General features: G+C 69.8%; 15 protein-coding genes. 6 read left to right on the top strand and 9 right to left on the bottom strand.

Translation table 11 applies throughout. The features are described from left to right. Positions 1 to 1,243, bottom strand: a 1,243-nt coding sequence (locus G4D87_RS02225) for a styrene monooxygenase/indole monooxygenase family protein (protein WP_163778015.1), incomplete at its 3' end; no start/stop codon positions are given. A 212-nt stretch (positions 1,244 to 1,455) separates the two neighbouring features. On the opposite strand from G4D87_RS02225, the gene G4D87_RS02230 reads away from it, so the two are divergent. Beyond that, positions 1,456 to 2,448, top strand: coding sequence for a hypothetical protein (locus tag G4D87_RS02230; protein ID WP_240357951.1), 993 nt, complete (start codon positions 1,456 to 1,458; stop codon positions 2,446 to 2,448). A gap of 10 nt (positions 2,449 to 2,458) precedes the next feature. Here the strand turns inward: G4D87_RS02230 and G4D87_RS02235 are convergent, their stop codons facing one another. Next, positions 2,459 to 3,550 carry a D-TA family PLP-dependent enzyme gene (locus G4D87_RS02235; protein WP_163778019.1) on the bottom strand — a complete coding sequence of 364 codons (1,092 nt, stop codon included), beginning with the start codon at positions 3,548 to 3,550 and terminating at the stop codon, positions 2,459 to 2,461. 138 nt (positions 3,551 to 3,688) lie between these two features. Here G4D87_RS02235 and G4D87_RS02240 point away from each other — a divergent pair, with 138 nt between their 5' ends. Continuing rightward, a complete protein-coding gene (locus tag G4D87_RS02240) occupies positions 3,689 to 4,789 on the top strand; it encodes a winged helix DNA-binding domain-containing protein (protein WP_163778022.1) in 1,101 nt (366 codons plus the stop codon). Positions 4,790 to 4,861: 72 nt separating this feature from the next. Here G4D87_RS02240 and G4D87_RS02245 read toward each other — a convergent pair whose 3' ends face one another. Together G4D87_RS02245 and G4D87_RS02250 are read right to left on the bottom strand one after the other, a co-directional pair. After that, on the bottom strand, positions 4,862 to 6,088 hold the full coding sequence (locus tag G4D87_RS02245; RefSeq protein WP_163778025.1) for a type II toxin-antitoxin system HipA family toxin: 1,227 nt from the start codon (positions 6,086 to 6,088) through the stop codon (positions 4,862 to 4,864). Continuing rightward, complete coding sequence (locus G4D87_RS02250) at positions 6,088 to 7,686, bottom strand: DUF262 domain-containing protein (protein WP_163778028.1); 1,599 nt, start codon at positions 7,684 to 7,686, stop codon at positions 6,088 to 6,090. Before G4D87_RS02250 ends, G4D87_RS02245 begins: the two co-directional genes overlap by 1 nt. A gap of 289 nt (positions 7,687 to 7,975) precedes the next feature. Between G4D87_RS02250 and G4D87_RS02255 the strand changes: the two genes are divergently transcribed. Then, positions 7,976 to 8,338 (top strand): hypothetical protein, encoded by a 363-nt coding sequence (locus G4D87_RS02255; protein WP_240357952.1) that lies wholly within the window; start codon positions 7,976 to 7,978, stop codon positions 8,336 to 8,338. A gap of 69 nt (positions 8,339 to 8,407) precedes the next feature. Here the strand turns inward: G4D87_RS02255 and G4D87_RS02260 are convergent, their stop codons facing one another. Then, positions 8,408 to 10,609 carry a prolyl oligopeptidase family serine peptidase gene (locus G4D87_RS02260; RefSeq protein ID WP_163778034.1) on the bottom strand — a complete coding sequence of 734 codons (2,202 nt, stop codon included), beginning with the start codon at positions 10,607 to 10,609 and terminating at the stop codon, positions 8,408 to 8,410. A 152-nt stretch (positions 10,610 to 10,761) separates the two neighbouring features. Then, positions 10,762 to 12,285 carry a D-alanyl-D-alanine carboxypeptidase/D-alanyl-D-alanine endopeptidase gene (dacB, locus tag G4D87_RS02265; RefSeq protein WP_504112446.1) on the bottom strand — a complete coding sequence of 508 codons (1,524 nt, stop codon included), beginning with the start codon at positions 12,283 to 12,285 and terminating at the stop codon, positions 10,762 to 10,764. Positions 12,286 to 12,360: 75 nt separating this feature from the next. Between dacB and rdgC the strand changes: the two genes are divergently transcribed. Both rdgC and G4D87_RS02275 read left to right on the top strand, forming a co-directional pair. Beyond that, complete coding sequence (gene rdgC, locus G4D87_RS02270) at positions 12,361 to 13,005, top strand: recombination-associated protein RdgC (RefSeq protein ID WP_163778037.1); 645 nt, start codon at positions 12,361 to 12,363, stop codon at positions 13,003 to 13,005. Then, the gene (locus tag G4D87_RS02275) at positions 12,992 to 13,681 is read left to right on the top strand and encodes a hypothetical protein (RefSeq protein WP_163778041.1); all 690 of its coding nucleotides are present in this window, start codon (positions 12,992 to 12,994) and stop codon (positions 13,679 to 13,681) included. Before rdgC ends, G4D87_RS02275 begins: the two co-directional genes overlap by 14 nt. 10 nt (positions 13,682 to 13,691) lie before the next feature. Here the strand turns inward: G4D87_RS02275 and G4D87_RS02280 are convergent, their stop codons facing one another. Further along, positions 13,692 to 14,396, bottom strand: a complete 705-nt coding sequence (locus G4D87_RS02280) for a TVP38/TMEM64 family protein (RefSeq protein ID WP_163778044.1) — start codon at positions 14,394 to 14,396, stop codon at positions 13,692 to 13,694. Then, on the bottom strand, positions 14,389 to 14,814 hold the full coding sequence (locus G4D87_RS02285; RefSeq protein ID WP_163778047.1) for a GAF domain-containing protein: 426 nt from the start codon (positions 14,812 to 14,814) through the stop codon (positions 14,389 to 14,391). The genes G4D87_RS02280 and G4D87_RS02285 overlap by 8 nt, the downstream gene beginning before the upstream one ends. Before the next feature lie 214 nt (positions 14,815 to 15,028). Here G4D87_RS02285 and G4D87_RS02290 point away from each other — a divergent pair, with 214 nt between their 5' ends. Beyond that, on the top strand, positions 15,029 to 17,230 hold the full coding sequence (locus G4D87_RS02290; RefSeq protein WP_163778050.1) for a hybrid sensor histidine kinase/response regulator: 2,202 nt from the start codon (positions 15,029 to 15,031) through the stop codon (positions 17,228 to 17,230). Here G4D87_RS02290 and G4D87_RS02295 read toward each other — a convergent pair. Then, entirely contained in the window at positions 17,218 to 17,622 is a 405-nt protein-coding gene (locus G4D87_RS02295; protein ID WP_163778053.1) for a hypothetical protein, read from the bottom strand. The genes G4D87_RS02290 and G4D87_RS02295 overlap by 13 nt on opposite strands. Between the last annotated feature and the right edge of the window lie 37 nt (positions 17,623 to 17,659).

Below are 17,659 nucleotides of genomic sequence, written 5' to 3' on the forward strand. Positions count from 1 at the left end.
CGCGGGCGAGGGGACGGTGCCGCGCGATGAACGCCGCGGTGCTCTCCGGGCTGGCACATGCGGAGAGGATGAGCTCGGGCGTCACGAAGGCGGTGGCGATGGCATCCGCGACCCGGACGTCCTTGCTTCCAGCCGCCAGCAGCTCAATCACGTGCGGAGGCGGCGGCTGGAGCAGCGCATTGGTCCAATGCGTCGCCGGCGCGGTGGCGGCCCACGAACCGGCTTCGGCCTCGCGACAGAAGGCCGCGTCGAAGGGGCGGCTCTCCGCCAGCGCGGTGACGATGTGCTCCGCCAGCGCGAACGCGGAGGCGGACCCCGCGTTGGCGCCCTGGCCCGCGACGGGGTCGTTCGTCACATGCGTGTCGCCCACCGCCAGGACGAAGCGGCCACCCGACAGAGGCGCCCAGCCCTGGCGCACCGTCGGCGTGAAGGCGCCCTGGAGGTAGTCGAGTGGCCCGAGCACGCCGAAGCTCGCCGGGTCCACGCGCTCGTAGGTGGCGGGGGCGAAGCGGCGCAGGAAGTCCATCAGCATCGCCTCGAAGGCGCGCGGGTCTTCGTCGTAGCGCTGCGTGCCGAGCCGGGACAGCTCACTGCCGGGCAGCGCCTCGATGAGCACGCTGGGCACGCGCCCGTTCGCGGTGACGACCTGGGACTCGAAGATTTCGCCCTGGCCGGGAATCAGGTGGGCGTTCATCCCGATGGGCTCCTGCATCCGCACGCCCTTGAGCAGCGCGGCGAAGAGCATGCGCGGCGGCTGCGTGTGCGGCGACAGCTCGGGCACGCGAGGGAACAGGCGCGTCAGGCCATTGCGCCCGGTGGCGACCACCATCAGCGCGTGCTGCCGCGCCAGGCGCTCCAGCACGTCCACGTCCACGGGGAGCACCTCCAGCTTGCCGCCGCGCGCGACGAAGTCCTCCGCGAGGCGCGGCTGGTACTGGCGGTAGTCCACGAAGATGGAGGGGGAATCCACGCGGCCCCGGAGGCTGAACGGGTGGGGGTCGCCGTTCACATGGATGCCGATATAGAACATGTCGGCGTTGGGGCCGCTCCAGTGGTCCACGCCCAGGACGCGCTCGCGCATGCGCGTGGGGGCGTGGTGCGCCACCGTGTTGAGCAGACGGGAACCCCGTAGCCGGCTCGGCTCCTGCTCCGTGAAGATCGTCACAGGCACACCGTGGGACAGCAGCTTCAGACCCAGGTGAAGTCCCGCGGTGCCGGCGCCAACAATTCCAATGCGCTCCATATGACTCTCCTCCGTGCCCCGCGCCGTCATGGCCGTGTCGGGATGGACCCCCCAAGGGTCGGGGTGGTTCCTTAACACAACACAAACGGAGATCTTCAGACGGGACGTACTTGATAGCCGAGAAAAAGAGAGGCGCATTGCGTCATGCCCTGATGGGCAGACGTGGACGTCGGGTTGGGAACAGCAAGCGCAAGGCTTTACAGTGGGGCGCAATGGCCCAGTTCCTCGACGTGGCGTTGAAGGTAGGAGACCTGACCGAGTTCACCGCGGACGCGGTGCTGTTCAAATACGCACAGAGTCTCTATGGCGCGACGGGTCAAGCGGCCCGGCGCCTGGAGCTGGCGGGCGTTCCCTTGGCGCAGCTCACGCTCGTGCCCGGTGCGAGTCGCCTCGTGGAGACGCGGGGGGCCCTGACGGCGCCACTGGCGCTCTTCCTGGGCACTGTTCGTCTGGGCGAGTTCGGCTACCACGAGATTCGTCAGTTCGCGGTGCGTGCGCTGGCGGCGCTGGAGAGCCACTCGGGCCTCGCGCATGTCGCGGGCACCGTCCATGGCCCCAACTACGGCTTGGATGAAGACGAGGCCGTGCTCGCCTTCGTGGGCGGGCTCGTTGAAGCCTTCCAACGTGGCGCCGGGCCTCAATCCCTGACGCGCTTCACGGTGGTGGAGCGGGACGCTCGCCGTGCGCAAAGACTTGCCAAGGCCTTCACACGCGGCTTGAGCGCAACGCCTGGCGTGGAGCCGCTTCCGGAGGGTGGCTTCCGGGTGCGGCGAATGTCCGCCGTGACGCAGGCGCCGTCCCTGGCGACGGCGGGCACTGTGTCCATGGCAAAGCCTCACGCCTTCGTGGCCATGCCTTTCGCACCCGAACTGGAGGACACGTATCACTACGGCATCCAGGGCCCGGTGAAGGCCGCGGGCATGCTGTGCGAGCGCGTGGACCAGGAGCTGTTCGACGGCCCCATCATCCAGCGCATCCGCGAGCGCATCGAGACGGCGAAGGTGGTGATTGCCGACCTGTCCCTGGCCAATCCGAACGTGTACCTGGAGGTCGGCTATGCGTGGGGGCGCGGGCGGCCCACGCTGCTGCTGGTGCGTGACGTGAACGAGCTTCGCTTCGACGTCGCGTCCTATCGCTGCATCGTCTACCGCAACATCCGTGAGCTGGAGACGCTGCTGTCTAAGGAACTCCAGCGCATGGACTGAGCGGCGCGCGTCACCAGCCGCGCGCGGTGATGGCGTGCGTGCCGGCCCAGGTGCCCTGGCGCAGCAGGTGCAGCCGGTCGTGCAGGTTGACGGAGGCACAGGCGTGGTTGGGTACCACGCGCACGCGGTCGCCCACGCGGGGCCGCCAGGCGGTGCGGGAGAGGTCGAGCAGGCCGTGCTCCTCCGACAGGCCGCGCACCAGGATGTCCGGCATGTCGAGCAGGGCGCCGTACCCGCCTGCGTCCGCGAAGCCCTCCTCCTTGGCCAGGGCCTTGGAGCCCGCGTCGATGACGGCCTGTCCTGGCACCGTGGTGCTCACCACCGTGGCCAGCACGGAGTACGCGCATTCGTCCCACTGGCATGCGCCCACCGCCGCGGAGTTGCGGTCGTTGAAGATGTTGATGCCCGGGCGAATCTCCGTGAGCCCGGTGACTTCGTGCGAACGCCACAGCGTCGGCGTGGAGCCACCACTCACGGTAGAGGGCCGCAGTCCCGCGTCCGTCAGGGTGCCCACGTAGGTGGCCAGCCGCGCGGCTTGCTCGCGCATCGCCGGGCCCAGCTCCGCCTGGGGCATGCGCAGGTGGCCGGCGTAGAAGGTGATGCCTCGGTACTCCAGGCCACTGCTGTTCGTCACGGCGCGAGCCAGGGCGACTGCGTCCTCGGGGGATTGGACGCCCACGCGCCGCATGCCCAGGTCCAACTCCACCAGCACGCCCACGGTGCGGCCAGCCCGGCGGGCCTCGCGGCTCAACAGCTCCAGCGCTTCGCCCGAGTCCAGGGCCACGGTGAGCCGGACGTGAGAGGGCAGCCGCATGAGCCGGACGAGCCGCTCCGCTCCCACGGGAGGATAGGCGAGCAACACGTCGTCGCAGACGGCGGCCATGACCTCGGCTTCGCGCACGGTGGCCACGGTGACGCCCTGGGCTCCTGCGGCGAGCTGAAGCGCGGCCAGCTCCGGCGTCTTGTGCGTCTTCGTGTGTGGCCGCCACCGCAGGCCGTGCTGGCGGGTGTACGCGGCCACTCGCTTCAGGTTGGCGTCCACGCGGTCCAGGTCCACGAGGGCGGCGGGTGTCGTCATCATGTCCAGCGAGGTCACGTCCATGCCTCGCATGGTGGCACCCCGAAGCGCCCGGCTCCAGGGTGTCTGGGGGCGTTCGTCTCGCGTTCGTGAAGTGCTACACCTCCGCGACCCGCGAGGTGAGGCGGCACATTCCATTGCTCGCCACGCGGGAGAGGCCACATGCCAGACACCTCGTTGACCCTCAGGGCCCTCAACCGCGCGACGCTGGCGCGACAGATGTTGCTGGCGCGTGAGCAGACCTCCGTGCTCGGCGCGGTGGAGCGGCTCCTGGCGCTCCAGGCCCAGCAGGCGAAGCCGCCGTTCGTCGGCCTGTGGTCGCGTGTCGAGGGCTTCGAGCGAGCTGCGCTCCAGGTTTTGCTTCAGTGCAGGGAGGTGGTCCGGGCCACGTTGATGCGTGGCACGCTGCACCTCGCGAGCGCGGGGGACTACCGGAACCTGCGCGCCAGCTTCACGCCGCTGCTCGAAGCCTCGGTGGCGTCGGTGCTTCGCGAGCGCGCGAAGGGGCTGGACGTCGCTTCGCTCGTCAAGGAGGCGCGCGCCTTCTTCGAGGAGGCCCCGCGCACCTTCGAGGCGCTCCGCGACCACCTGGTGGCCCGCCATCCCCAGGGTGACGAGCGCGCCATGGGCTTCGCGGTGCGCATGTTCCTGCCGCTCATCCAGGTGCCCACGGAGACGGAGTGGGGCTATCCCGGCACCACGGACTTCGCGGTCGCGGAAGCGTGGCTGGGGGCGCCCTTGCGAGCCGAGGCGGACCTGCCCACGCTGGTGCAGCGCTACCTCGCGGCCTTCGGTCCGGCGTCGGTGTCGGATGCCCAGACGTGGTCGGGCCTCAAGGGCCTGAAGCCCGCCTTTGAAGCGCTGCGCCCTTCGCTGCGCACGTTCCGGGACGAGAAGGGGCGGGAGCTGTTCGATTTGCCCGAGGCGCCTCGTCCGGACGAGGACACGCCCGCGCCCCCGCGCTTCCTCCCGGAGTTCGACAGCCTGGTGCTGGGCCATGATGACCGGGCCCGGCTGGTGGATGAGGCGTACCGCGCCAGGCTCATCACCAAGAACCTGCGCATCCCCGCGACGTTTCTCGTGGACGGCTTCGTCGCCGGGACGTGGACGGTGGAGCGCAAGCGCGCGATGGCCGCGCTCGTCGTCGAGCCCTTCGCGCCGCTCAAGAAGAAGAAGGACCGTGACGCGCTCGCGAGGGAGGGTGAGGCGCTCCTGCGCTTCCTTGAGCCCGAAGCCCGCACGTTCGAGGTTCGAGGGAATTAGTCGGAACGGCATCCACCTCGCCCTCCTTCACCTGGGCTGCAGCCTTACTCTGCTGCGGAGGCTCGCCGGGCATTATTGAGTTGTTCCAAGCTCCCGAACGAGCGGAGAGCGCGAGAAGTGCTCGTCGAGGGTCTTCTGATGCTCGGGCTGAGCGAGAGGACGCAGCCGAGTCCATTCGTCCAGGCAGCGCTGCACGAACTCGCGGCCGGTCCGTACGAGGTCGGTGTCGTGGCCGTACTTGAGCAGGAACTTCTCGACCCGTGCGATGTGCTCCCAGGTGATGCGGTCCAGGACCTTCTCCTTGGCCAGTGGGAGCGCGAGGTCCTGGGGCAGGTACTGACGAACACACACGAAGTCATAGGCGGGGGAGAGCCGAGCCGTCCGCCCGTCCGGATAGATGAGCGACCAGTTCTTGAGGTGCGCGTCCGTATTGCAGCACAGCAGGAGGAAGAGGACACGCCGCAGGTATTCCGCCAGGTCCTCGGGGCCGCAGAGGTCGCCGATGAAGCGCGCGAGGCCATCCAGGCTCCACCCCGTGTACTTCATTTCAGGAGGAAGTCCTCGAACCTGGGCGAAGTCTTCCTGGTGCACGCGGCTGCCATCGACGACCCGGTCGTACCGTTCGATGGCAAAGACGTGCTCACCGAGGGCATGGAAGCGCTCGTCCAGCCCCTCGATGTCACGCGCCGCGATGAGCCGATGCCGGGGCACGTTCAAGCCGGAGGCCGCGGCCCAGGCCATCGTGACGAACTCGTTCTCCGGGAGCTTCGGGTAGGTCTCCGAGCCGAACTTGAGGATCCACCGTCCCCCCATGCCCCGGAAGGGCAGCGTGAAGCGTTGTTCTGCGCTCTCGACCGCGGAGAACTTCAGCTGGACACCGCCGAGCGAGAAGCGCATCCCTCCGTCTACCGGAGGCGCTATTGCCCCAGGCTCGTCGAACGCACGGGCGCGGGGAGGCACAACCACCTTGTCTGTCGTGGGACGAACGATGACAGCGCCAGGGAGGTCCTCGCCGACGATGGCCAGGGTGTCGGCCGCGGAGCCCGGCGCGAACTGCGTCTGCACCATGGCCTGGAGGGCGCCTTCCGGAAGGAGATTGGCGAAGAAGGTCGGAAGCTCACCCGGGAAGCGGGCCTGGCGGAAGACCCGGTGCTCCCGACGCTCCTCGAACTGCTGGCCGAGCACGGGTCGCTGGCGCAGGGAGGCGTAGGACTCGTCGAGCACGAACGAGATGACCGCCGTGTGCTCCTCGCGAACGATGGCTCCAACCCGCGTGGAGTTCAGGAACACGTCGAGCATCAGGCGGACTCCTCGTCGAAATACGCGTCTAGCGGCGGCCGGTCGTGATCCGCATCGTCGACGCCCGCCCAGGCTCGAAGCGTGGTCTGCACGTACCGGGTGAGCGCCCTGGCGCGGCAGGCTTCGAAGGCCTCGCTGTGTCCAGCGATGAGTGCCGCCAGCATGGCGTCGTCCAAGCAGTGGCTTTCGAGGGTTGCGGCATTCTGCCCTGCGCTGAGCTCACCAACGTCGAACTTCGGGTGCAGCAGATAGTCGGCGATGGTTCCCTTCCCCTGGACGACCGCGCCCGGGAAGTGGTCCTGCTTTTCGATGAGTGTGCCGAGCTCCAGAGGCTCACCGCGGTCTTCGCCGGTCAGCCACCGCGGCTCCAAGGCCGCGAGCGCGACAAGCTCTATCTTCGTCCTTGCCGTTCGCCGGTTGAAGGGCTGCAGCGGCGCCGCGAGGGCTTCGTCGACGTCGGCACGGTTCCCGAGCTTCAGGAGGCGCTGGATCGTTCCGTGTTGGTCGTCGTCGATGGCCTGCCACTTCGGTTGATCGGTCTTGTAGTCCAGCCGGTGGTCGCCGCTGAGGTTGCCTCGCCAGAACCAGCGGACCATCAGGGCGCGGTTTCGGTCATGCAGCTTCGGGTGAGCATCGAAGAGCTTCGCGAGTGTCGACACGACATTGCCATACGGGAGCCAGTCGACATGGGGAACGCCACAGTCCCTGGCCAGGAACTCGACGGTTCGCACGAGCGCCTGGGAGACACGGGAAAAGACTGCCGGCACCTCGGCTGCGGAGAGCACGTCGACGAGCTTCGCGCTCGACGGTTTTCCGGCGACCGCGAGCGCCGCGCGTTCGATCTGCTTTCCTTCGAGCTCGCCGAAGCCCATCTGGGTCAGCTCGGCGCGGACCCGTTCAATGGGCTTGCCCTCCTCGCGTGTGGCATGGAGTGCCTCGAACACCTCGTCGGTGCGGAGCGCGCGGCTGTTCCGGTTCATCCGGGCGAACATGACCTTCACGACGTCTTCGGTCTTGTCGTTGAAAGGCACGATGTATGCGGGCAGCAGGTATTCGCGCAGCTGGCCCGCGATCTGGTCGGCCCGGTCACTGAATTCGTCAGGCAGGGCGCGTTCGCGGAGCCACTTGTTCAGGAGCGCGGAGCTTGCGAGCACGTGGGTGGGGACCCAGTGCGGCGGCGGCGCGCGCCTTCGGGCTCCGAGCACGAAGGCATTGGCCTCCAGGTCGAAATAGATGGGCCGGTATGCTCCCGAGTGTTCATCGATCAGCGCCATGGCCAGCGTCGATAGGCGTTGCTGCCCGTCGACCACCCACAACGCATCGTTCACTTCTCCGACGTCGGCGGTGAAGCCGCCCAGGACGACTCGCTCGGCGGGGGCGGCGCCCTGGGCGAGCAGCAAGGTGCCGACCGGAAAGCCTTTCTGGAGGCTGTCGAAGAGCAGGCGCCGGTCTTCATCGTGCCAGCGGAAGCGCCGCTGGAAGTAGGGGATGCGCACCTTTCCGGCTCGGATGAACTCAAGCAGCTTCGCGACGCTGTGCGTCTTCGTCTCGAGCGCCGACGTGCTGAGTCCATCGGCGGTGCGGTTCGTGCTCGACATGGTTCACCCCTCCCGCTGCGGTGCGCGGCCCGCCCGTCTTCAAGCACGCAGGACTCTGGCACGCACGGTGTTGACGCGCCACGGGTTCTACGCTCGTGGTTCCAGGTGCGACCAGGACAGCGCGGCAGGAGGGGCGAACCCTGGACTCTTCCCCGGCCTTGGTTCGGGACCAGGTGGCGGCACGCTGGCCCGGGAGAACCCACTGCGCTGCCACTACAGTGCGTCGTGCTTTTCCGCTTTTCCTCGGGCTAGGCTGCTCATGCAGCTTGCTCAAGAAAGGTGGTTTCGCATGCGTGTTTCACTGAAGCGGTTCGCGCTCCATGGTGCCGTGTTGCTGGCCGTCGCGGGCCTGACGGCGTGTGGCGTGGTGGATGAAGAAGGCGCGGTAGCCGGCGCGGTGAGCGAAGAGGCGGCGCTCAACACGGGGTGCTGTACGGCGCAGGGGGGGACGACCCAGGCCTTCTGTGACTCGATTCCCCAGACGCCGGGGCGCTGTAACGAAGTGAACCAGGGCACCTCCTGCATCTGGACGTGCACGGGGTGCTGCCAGGCGCTTCCGGGGACGACGCAGGCCTTCTGCGACTCGCTTCCCCAGACGGAAGGGCGCTGCAACCAGGTGTGGGGCGGCACGGCCTGCACCTGGACCTGCTGAGTCGCACCGCCGTACCGCGTCCACCGCCGCGCCAGTGTCCGGGCGGCGGTGGATGCAGTCTTCAGGTGGCTACTGCGGCTTGGGCGCCGCGACCTTCTTCGCCGGGGGCCGGTACTTCATGCCCAGGGCGTTGAACACGAACGAGTACACGTCGACCTCCTCCTCGATGCGCGCGTTCAGCGGCGTGCCGGCGCCGTGGCCCGTCTCCGCGTTGGCGCGCAGCAGGATGGGGTTCTTCGACTGGGTGGCCTCCTGCATCCGGGCCACCATCTTCCGCGAGTGGAACGGATCCACGCGCGGGTCGTTCGCGCCGGACGTGAAGAGCACGGAGGGGTAGGCCGTGCCGTCCTTCACGTTGTGGAGCGGCGAGTACGCGTGCAGCGCCTTGAACTGCTCCGGGTTCTTCACGGTGCCGTACTCGGTGATGTTGAACTGGCCGTTGGGCGTCAGCTCCACCCGGAGCATGTCGTAGATGCCCACGCGCGCCACGACGGCGCCGTACATCTCCGGGTGCTGGGTGACGGACGCGCCCATCAGCAGGCCGCCGTTGCTGCCACCCTGAATGGCCAGCTTCTTCGGCTGCGTGTACTTCTGGTCCACCAGCAGCTTCGCGGCGGCGTAGAAGTCGTCGAAGACATTCTGCTTGTTCGTGAGCGAGCCCTCGGCGTGCCACTTCTCGCCGAACTCCGAGCCGCCGCGCAGGTTGGCCACCGCGAACACGCCCCCCTGCTCCAGCCAGAAACCGGCGAGCACGTTGAAGTTCGGGCTGATGGAGATGTTGAAGCCGCCGTAGCCCGTCAGCAGCGCCGGGTTGTTGCCGTTGAGCTTCGTGCCCTTCTTCTTGAGGATGCTGACCGGCACCTTCGTGCCGTCCTTGGACGTGGCGAACGCGCGCACCACCTCCACGTTGCTCAAATCCAACGGCGACGTGCGGGCCAGCGCCGTCTTCTTCACCGTGTTGTCCTTCGCCGAGTACCGATACCAGGCCATCGGCTGGGTGAAGCTGGTGTTGACGAAGAGCACGTCGTCACCGCCCTGGCTCACGAGCCCGCCCACGGAGGACACGGGCAGGGTGGGCACCAGCCCCAGCGCCTTGCCCTTCAGGTCCACCATGCGCAGCTGCGAAGGTCCGCCGAGCTGCTCGCTCACATAGAGCCGCGACTTCGTGGGGAAGAAGCCCTGGATGCTGGCCTCTCCCTCCGGCACCACCACCGTCGCCTTGTCCAGCGTGGGCGTGGCCAGCGGCAGTCGCAGCACCTTGCCGCGCGACGCGTCCTTGCGGCTGAGCAGGTACATCGCGCCGTCGTGGCCGAAGCGCGCGCGGATGACCTTGTCCTCGAACTTCGACACCTGCGACCACTTCCCGGCGGCGTCGCGCAGGTACACCATGTACTCGCCGCCATCGCCGTTGGCCACGACGGCGGAGATGTGCTTGCCGTCATGGGACGTGTCCAGCTCCGTCATCGCGATGCGCGGGAAGTCCTTCCCCATCACATACGTGTCCTTCTGGGTGGGCGTACCGAGTTGGTGGAAGTAGACCTGCTGGAAGAAGTTCCGGTCCGCCTCGGGGCGCTCCTCGCCGCGCGGGTGGCGCGTGTAGAAGAAGCCCTTGCCGTCCGCCGTCCACGTCAGGCTGCCGCCCGCCGTACCGCTGTTCACCCGGGGCACGGTCTCATTCGGCAGTGGCTTGCCGGTGGCCACGTCATAGACGGTGACATCGCCGCTCTCCGTGCCGCTCTTCGACATCGACACGGCGATTCTCTTGCCGTCCAGCGTGGGGACGTACCAGTCGATGGTCGTGTGGCCCGACGGGTCCACCACCATGGGGTCCAGCAGCACGCGCTCCTTGGACGTGTCCTCCACCGAGCCGAGCACGACCAGGAAGGCCTGCTGCTTGGGCGGCTGGTACTTCATGGCGAACAGCGTGCCGCCGGCCTCGTGCAGCCCGCCGTAGCCGGGGGACTTCCAGCTCAGCAGCTCGGAGACGCGCTGGCGGATGGACTCGCGTCCGGGCAGCTTGTCCAGGAGCGCGCGGGTGTACGCGTTCTGCGCGTCGTTCCACTGCTTCACCTGCGCGTCGGACGAGTCCTCCAGCCACTGGTACGGGTCCTTCACCGCCGTGCCGTGGTAGGTGTCCACCTGCTCCTTCTTCGGCGTCGCGGGCGCCTGGGAGGCGGCCTTGCGGGGCGCCGCCGCGGTGGGCGCGGGGGCGGCCGGCGCAGCCAATGGCAGGGTCAGCACCGCCGCCGTCAATGCGGTTGTCAGCTTCACGGTTCACCTCGAGGTTGGGAAACGCGCGGCAGCCTGCCACGTCCCTTGGGACGGGAAACGGCTTCGTTGCGTCGGGAATGCCGCCGCGCGCCGGGTGTTCGCTCGCGCCTGCGCCGTGTGACTGTTGAGGATGAGACGGTGCGCCCTGGCCGTCAGCGCAGCGGCAGCGTGACGAGCCCCGCCGCGAACCGGTCGAACGCCTCGTTGGCGGGCAAGGCGGTGCCGTCGTCCATGTTCCCCAGCATCAGCGCGAAGACGACGCGCGGGTGCCGCGCGTCTGTCGGCCGGTCCACCACCCCCACGAAGCACCGCTGGCCGGACAGCGTGCCCGTCTTCGCGCGGATGTGGCCCGCCGTGTCAGTGGTGACGGGGCGGGCCGCGAGCGTGCCGTCCTGGCCGGCCACGGGCAGGCTGTCCAGCAGCGCGGCGCCGTAGGCTTCGCGCAGGCTGGTGAAGAGGACGCGCACCAGTCCACGCGCGGTGGCCAGGTTGTACCGGGACAGGCCGCTGCCATCCACCGGGCGCAAGTCACGCGAGGGGATGCCGCGGCGGGCCAGCTCCTCCGTCAGCGCGGCGCGCAGGGCGCCATAGCTCTCCGTGCCCGTGAGCTCGCGCGCGAAGCGCAGGCCCAGGCGCTCCGCGTACAGGTTGAGGGACTCCTTGTTCGTCACCTTCACCAGCTCGGACAGCGGCGGGCTGACCAGGGTGACCAGGGGCGCGGGCACGGCGGGTTGCATGGGCGTGGGCGCCTCCAGCGTCATGGGCAGCCGGGGGATGCCGCGCTCCAGCAGGGACGCCTCCACGCAGGCGGCGAAGAGCTGCTCGGGGTCGTCCACCGACAGCCTCACCGCGGCGGAGCGGGGGCAGGTGTCCGCGGCGGAGCGCCACAGGCAGCGCACGCCGGGCCCGCCACGCTGGCGCACGCAGGCCAGGGAGGGGCGCTCCGCGTTCGTGTCCACGCCCACCACTGCCGTCAGCGTCGCGAAGGCGGGCGTCACCTGGATGACGGGGGGCTGCGCGCAGTCCGCGCCCGCGGCCCGGGACAGGGCCACGTCCACCACGTTCTCCCGGAAGACGAAGGCCGTGGGCGCCGCGCTGTAGGCATAGGCGGCGTCATCCCAGGCCCAGCCAGGGCCGAACGGGAGCTCCGCCTCCTTCGCGCCGCGCACGCGCACCTGCCCGCGCCACTGGCGGACGCCGCGCGCCTGGAGGGCCTCCGCCACCTGTTCGCACGCCAGGGCCGTCTCGGGGAAGCGCCACGAGCCCAGCGACGGGTCCCCGGTGGGCTCCACCACGATGTCGCCCAGGAAGAGGCCGCCCTCCAGCGAGCCCTCCAGGGCCACCGGCGTCTGGTAGCGGAAGTCCGCGCCCAGCGTGGAGAGGACAGCCGCGGTGGAGACGACCTTGAGCGTGGAGGCGGGCAGGAGCCGGACGTGCTCGCGGTGGGTGAAGAGCGGCTCGCCCGTCCGCGCGTCCACCACGTAGGCGCTGGCCAGGGCGCCTTCGGCCTCCAGGGTGTCGAAGAGCGCGCGGGCCAGGGAGGGGAGGGTGTCGCCCTCGGGCCGCGTCTCTCGGAGGCAGCCGGAGAGCACCAGGGGGGCCATGAGCAGCAGTGAGGCGGACAGGACGCGGCGCATGTCGCCCACCACGCTACCGCCGTGGGGCGGGCCTGTCATGCGGCCAGGGACAGGGCGCCACCCACGCCGAGTGCCTTGACGGCACGGCGCGCGCCCCCCATCCTGCCGCGCCCCATGCCTGTCCTTCGTGGTGCTGTCACGTTGTCGCGCTTCCGGGTCGAACCGGCGAAGGAAGCGCCCTCGGATGTCAAACGCTGGCTGACGCGCGGCCTCAAGGCGCACGCGTTCGAGCCCATCGACCGTCGCTCCGAAGAAGAGCGCGCCGTCGGCTTCGTGGAACTGGAGAACGAGGAGTCCAGCGAGTTCTCCGCCGGCCGTCTCTACTATGGCGAGTACGCCCTGTTCGCCTTCCGCATTGACACCATCAAGGTGCCGGCCGCGGCGCTCAAGGCGGAGCTGGCGAAGTGGGCCGCCGCCTTCGAGAAGGAGAATGGCCGCCCGCCCAGCCGGGGTGAGAAGACGCAGAGCCGCGGTGAAATCCGCCAGATGCTCCGCAACCGCGCCACGCCCCGCACGTCGACGGTGGACGTGAGCTGGAACCTGAAGACGCAGCAGGTGCAGATCTGGTCCGCGTCGCGCAAGGTGGTGGACGAAATCACCGTCGCGCTGGAGGGCGGGCTGAACGTGAAGTTCTTCGGCATGACGCCGTCGGCCATGGCGCAGACGGCGGGCATCGACGAGTCCCTGCTGGGGCCCACCACGGAGCTGATTGGCATGGACCTGCCGACGACGGCGGAGGTGGCACATGGCGAGGCGTGACGAGGCGCGGGCCGAAGCGGCCTTCATGCGCGGTGATGTCGGCGTGGACGGCGGCGCCACCGAGGAGACAAAGGACGAGGCCGAAGCCGAGAAGGGCAAGGCGCAAGACCAGCTCCTGCGGGGCCGCGCCTACCTGGGCCGGGAGTTCCTCACGTGGCTCCTGTGGCGCACCGAGACGGGCGGGCCGCTCGTGGAGGTGGAAGGTGAAGGCGTCAGCGTCCTCTTCATGGGCCGCGTGGTGCTGCGCGGCGTGGCGGGCGACGTGACGGAGCTGAGCGCCAAGGGCACCCTGGCGCCGTACTCCGAGCAGGTGAAGCACTCACTGGACCGCGGGCTGCTGGTGGCCCAGGCCCGCCTGCGCTTCACCCAGGGCGAGAAGGAGTTCGAGGCCACGGTGGACTCCGAGTTCCTCGACATCCGCGCGGGCAAGCTGCCGGCGCTGATGAGCGAGGAGGAGGATGACCAGCTCTCCGAGCGGCTCTTCCTGATGGAGCAGCTGTCCGCCATGGTGGACGCGCTGGTGAAGGACTACCTGTCCGTGCGCGCCGGCAAGGGCTGGAGCAAGACCGTCGTCCCCGCGATGAAGGAGTGGATGCGCGGCGACGAGCAGGGCGCGAACGCGCTCGCCAAGGCCGCCCGCGCCCGGGGCCGTGACGCGCGCGCGGCGCGGAGCTGAGCAGACCGCCCTAACGAGTCGCCGGGTCTGGAGGCGGCGGAGTCCTTCGCCGCGTCCAGGCCAGAGCCAGGCCGGGCAGCAGCACCATCCCCGCGAAGAGCAGCAGGAACGACTCCATCCGCGCGGCGCTGGCGCCCAGCGCGGCATGCGTCACGGAGACGCCCAGGTTGGCCAGGGCGCTCACGGTGAGGAACGTCCGGGGGCGCATGCGGCTGGTGCCCGCGAAGAGCACGGACGTCTCCGCCAGCACCGGCACCGCGCGGAAGGCGAGCAGGAACCAGGGCCCCATCCGTTCGGCGGCGCGGGCCAGCCGGGTCAGCTCGGCGTCACCCGCCATGCGCCGGAGCGCCGCCGTGCCGGCGCGCGCGCCCAGGCCATAGCCCACCGCGCAGCCCGCCATCATCCCCAGCCAGGACGTGGCCGCGCCGCCCCAGAAGCCGAGCAGGCCCCCGGCCGCGGTGCCCACCAGGCTGGAGGGCACGGGCAGCACGACATCACCGGCCAGCAGGCCCCCGAGCAGCAGCGCCACTTGCCAGGACGGTGGCCGCAGGGCCAGGAAGTCTCCAGCCGCTGCCTCCAGGCTGGCGCCGAACCAGGCGAAGGGCACCAGGATGGCGGCCAGCAGCAGCCCGCTGAAGGCGGCCCAGCCCATGACGGCGCGGCCGGACAGCCCGCCTTGCCCCGCCGCCGCCAGGCCCGGCGTGGGCTCAGCCATCCGCGATGGGGAGCCGGGACGCCGCGGCCATCAAGGACGTCTCGCGCTCGGCGGCCAGCGAGCCCTCCTCGGTGAAGGCGATGCCCACCACCGCGCGCACCCGGCCTGTCGCGTCGAGCACCGGAATCGCCACCGCCGCGCGCGCGTCCACCGCCTTCGCGCCCGGCTTGATGTCGCTGGACGTGTCCTCCTTCAGGTTGCACGTCTGCACGGGCTGCTTGCGCACCTGGGCGAGCCCCGCCATCCCCTTGCCGTGTGGCACGTGCTGGACGGCCGTCATCAACGGCGGCGGGATGTTGAGGGCGGCCACGAGGAAGAGGTCATCTCCTCGCTGAAGGTGGATGGTGCCCGCGGTGGCGCCGTGCTCGCTGGCGAACGACTCCAGCCACGACTGGTAGGACGCGCTCTTTTCGTTCATGGCGCGGAAAACTGTGCGCCCCGGCTTCGCCCGCAGTCAACGCGCCCCAGGCCCTGGCCTCCCAAGGGGAGGCGAGCATGCATCCGCAAGTCGACGCTTGAACCCATCCTCCGCGACACTGTTCAGGCCACGTCATTCCAGTGTACTGGAGGGCACCTCGTGCTCCCGCCCATGCAGGATGCGGCGCGATGCTCCCCTGGAAGGTCGCCGGTCGATGAAGCCGCGTTCGCTTCGCTTCTATCTCGGGTTGCTCGCGCTCGGCCTGCTCGTGCCGCTGGTGCTCTTCGCGGCGGGGGCGGTGAACCGCTTCGCGGTGTCGCAGCGGGAGGCCCGGGCGCAGGGCATGCGTGAGACGGCCCGGGCGCTGGCGCTCGTCGTGGAGCGCGAGCTGGGGCAGTCGGTCCGCGCGCTGGAGGTGCTGTCGCATTCAGCCCCGCTGTCGCAAGGCGACCTGGCGACGTTCCATGCCACCTGCCAGGCCGTGGTGGCGTCCCAGGCCCAATGGGGCTCGCTCTTCCTGCTGGATGTGGAGGGCCGGACGATGTTCTCCACGGACCAGCCCTTCGGAACCGACCTGACGGCGCTCGTGGATGAGCGGCCCTACGTGCGCGAGGTCGTGGAGACGGGGCGCGTGGTCATCTCCGACTTTCCCTCCCCGCGCCTCCAGGGGGCGCCCACCGTGGCGGTGGCGATGCCGGTGCGGCGTCAGGGCGTGCTCGCGGGCGTGCTGGTGGCGACGTACGCCATGCAGCACTTCGACAAGCTCTGGGACGAACAGCGCGTCCCGGGGGACTGGCTGGGCGCGCTGGTGGACGAGGAGGGCGTCATCCTCTCGCGCAGCCGGGGCCGCGCCCGGTTCGTCGGAACGAAGGCCCGGCCCGAATACGTCGAGAGAATCCGCGCGAGCCGCGAGGGCTTCTTCGCGACGCAGACGGTGGATGGGATGAAGTCGTTCACGGCCTACTCGCGCTTGCGGTTGGTGCCCTGGACGGTGTCGTTCTCGGGGCCCCGCGAGGTGTTCACCGCGTCAGTGAACCAGTCCCTCTTCGCGCTGCTCATCGCGGGGCTGGGGTGCTGTGTCGTCGCCGCCGCCTGGGCCGCCTGGGTGAGCCGCCGCATGACGCGTCCGCTCCGCGCCCTGGCCCGCGCGGCCCGGGAGCGCCCGGATTCGGCGGATGCCTTCACCAACGTGGGGCCCACGGGCATCTCCGAGCTGGAGGATTTGCGGGCGACGCTCGCGCTCACCGCGGCCATGGTGATGGAGCGCGAGGTCGCGCTGCGGACGAAGATGACGGAGGCCGAGGCGGCCAACCTCGCCAAGGACCAGTTCCTGGCCATGCTGGGCCATGAGCTGCGCAACCCGCTGTCCGCCATCACCAGCGGCGTGAAGGTGCTGTCGGTGACGGAGGACGCCGCCAGCCGCGAGCGGGCGCGCGCCCTGGTGGAGCGGCAGGCCCTCCATCTGGCGCGGCTGGTGGATGACCTGCTCGACGTGGAGCGGGTGAGCAGTGGCCGCATCCTGCTCCAGAAGCAGACCATGGACTTGTCGGAGTGCGTGCGGCGCGCCGTCGCGGCGCTGGAGTCCTCCGGACGGACGCAGGCGCACCAGGTGGAGGTGGTGGCCCCGCGCGCCTGGCTGGAGGGGGACACGAACCGCCTGGAGCAGGTCGTGACGAACCTCGTGTCCAACGCGCTCAAGTACACCCCGCACGGCGGCCACATCCGCGTGGTGACGCGGGAGGAGCCCGGCCACGTGGTGCTGGAGGTGTCCGACACCGGAGACGGCCTGTCACCGGAGCTCCAGGAGCGCGTGTTCGAGCTCTTCTTCCAGGCCGAGCGCACCCTGGACCGCGCGCAGGGAGGCCTGGGCATTGGCCTCACGTTGGTGAAGCGGTTGGTGGAGCTGCATGGCGGCTCCGTGTGCGCGCAAAGTGACGGGCTCGCGAAGGGCAGCACCTTCACGGTGCGGCTGCCTCGCGGCCAGGTCGAACAGGTGCCCCTGGTTCAAGACGCGCCCGTGGCGCCGCCTCCCGGACGTCACGTGTTGCTGGTGGATGACCACACCGACAGCAGGCAGCTCGTCCGCGAACTGCTCGAGCTGGAGGGGCACACCGTCAGCGAAGCGGAGGACGGTCCCTCGGGGCTGGCGCGGGCGCGCGAGCTGCGCCCCGAAATCGTCTTGCTGGACATCGGCCTGCCCGGGCTCGACGGCTACGAGGTGGCCCGCGCGCTCCGAGCGACGGACGAAGGGCGCGACCTGGTGCTCATCGCCGTGACGGGCTACGGCCTGGAAGAGGACCGGCGCCGCGCGCTGGAGGCAGGCTTCGACGAGCACCTGGCGAAGCCGGTGGACCTCGCGCGCCTGCGGGAGTTGCTGCGACCGAAGACGCGAGCCACGCGGGCTCACTCCACGTAGCCGGGACAGTTCTGGACCGCGGGCTGGCACAGCTGCAACACGCGGGCTGGGTCCGTGAAGGTCTGCTCCCGGGCCTGGAGGAAACAACCCGCGGGGTCTTCGTCGGGCGCGGCGAACTGGCACAACTGGACGGCCTGGCGCTGCGTGAGGGCGCCTTCCTCCTGGGCGCGCACGAAGCAGTCGGCGGGCGTGGATGAACGCGCGCCGCGGCAGAGCTGGGTGGCCAGGGAATCGTCGAGTCCGCCGTCCGTCGCTCGCTGGTAGCAGGACACCTGGGGCGCGACGCCCTGGGCGACCGCCGCCGCGGGCACTCCCATGAAGGCGAGCACGGCGGTGAGCGCGGCGCCCACGAACGGACGAACGAAGCGGGATGTCCCAGTGCCTGTCTTCATGAGGCCTCCTTTCCGAGCAATCTAGGGGCTTGCGCGC

This window comes from Myxococcus vastator (assembly GCF_010894475.1).
Classification (GTDB): Bacteria; Myxococcota; Myxococcia; order Myxococcales; family Myxococcaceae; genus Myxococcus; species Myxococcus vastator.

What these genes read in the sequence shown, in the direction of transcription:
- G4D87_RS02230 (WP_240357951.1), top strand. Translation starts at nt 1,456, where the DNA reads ATGGCCCAGTTCCTCGACGTGGCGTTGAAGGTAGGAGACCTGACCGAG.
- G4D87_RS02235 (WP_163778019.1), bottom strand. Translation starts at nt 3,550, where the DNA reads ATGGACGTGACCTCGCTGGACATGATGACGACACCCGCCGCCCTCGTG.
- G4D87_RS02240 (WP_163778022.1), top strand. Translation starts at nt 3,689, where the DNA reads ATGCCAGACACCTCGTTGACCCTCAGGGCCCTCAACCGCGCGACGCTG.
- G4D87_RS02245 (WP_163778025.1), bottom strand. Translation starts at nt 6,088, where the DNA reads ATGCTCGACGTGTTCCTGAACTCCACGCGGGTTGGAGCCATCGTTCGC.
- G4D87_RS02250 (WP_163778028.1), bottom strand. Translation starts at nt 7,686, where the DNA reads ATGTCGAGCACGAACCGCACCGCCGATGGACTCAGCACGTCGGCGCTC.
- G4D87_RS02255 (WP_240357952.1), top strand. Translation starts at nt 7,976, where the DNA reads ATGCGTGTTTCACTGAAGCGGTTCGCGCTCCATGGTGCCGTGTTGCTG.
- dacB (WP_504112446.1), bottom strand. Translation starts at nt 12,285, where the DNA reads ATGACAGGCCCGCCCCACGGCGGTAGCGTGGTGGGCGACATGCGCCGC.
- rdgC (WP_163778037.1), top strand. Translation starts at nt 12,361, where the DNA reads ATGCCTGTCCTTCGTGGTGCTGTCACGTTGTCGCGCTTCCGGGTCGAA.
- G4D87_RS02275 (WP_163778041.1), top strand. Translation starts at nt 12,992, where the DNA reads ATGGCGAGGCGTGACGAGGCGCGGGCCGAAGCGGCCTTCATGCGCGGT.
- G4D87_RS02280 (WP_163778044.1), bottom strand. Translation starts at nt 14,396, where the DNA reads ATGGCTGAGCCCACGCCGGGCCTGGCGGCGGCGGGGCAAGGCGGGCTG.
- G4D87_RS02285 (WP_163778047.1), bottom strand. Translation starts at nt 14,814, where the DNA reads ATGAACGAAAAGAGCGCGTCCTACCAGTCGTGGCTGGAGTCGTTCGCC.
- G4D87_RS02290 (WP_163778050.1), top strand. Translation starts at nt 15,029, where the DNA reads ATGAAGCCGCGTTCGCTTCGCTTCTATCTCGGGTTGCTCGCGCTCGGC.
- G4D87_RS02295 (WP_163778053.1), bottom strand. Translation starts at nt 17,622, where the DNA reads ATGAAGACAGGCACTGGGACATCCCGCTTCGTTCGTCCGTTCGTGGGC.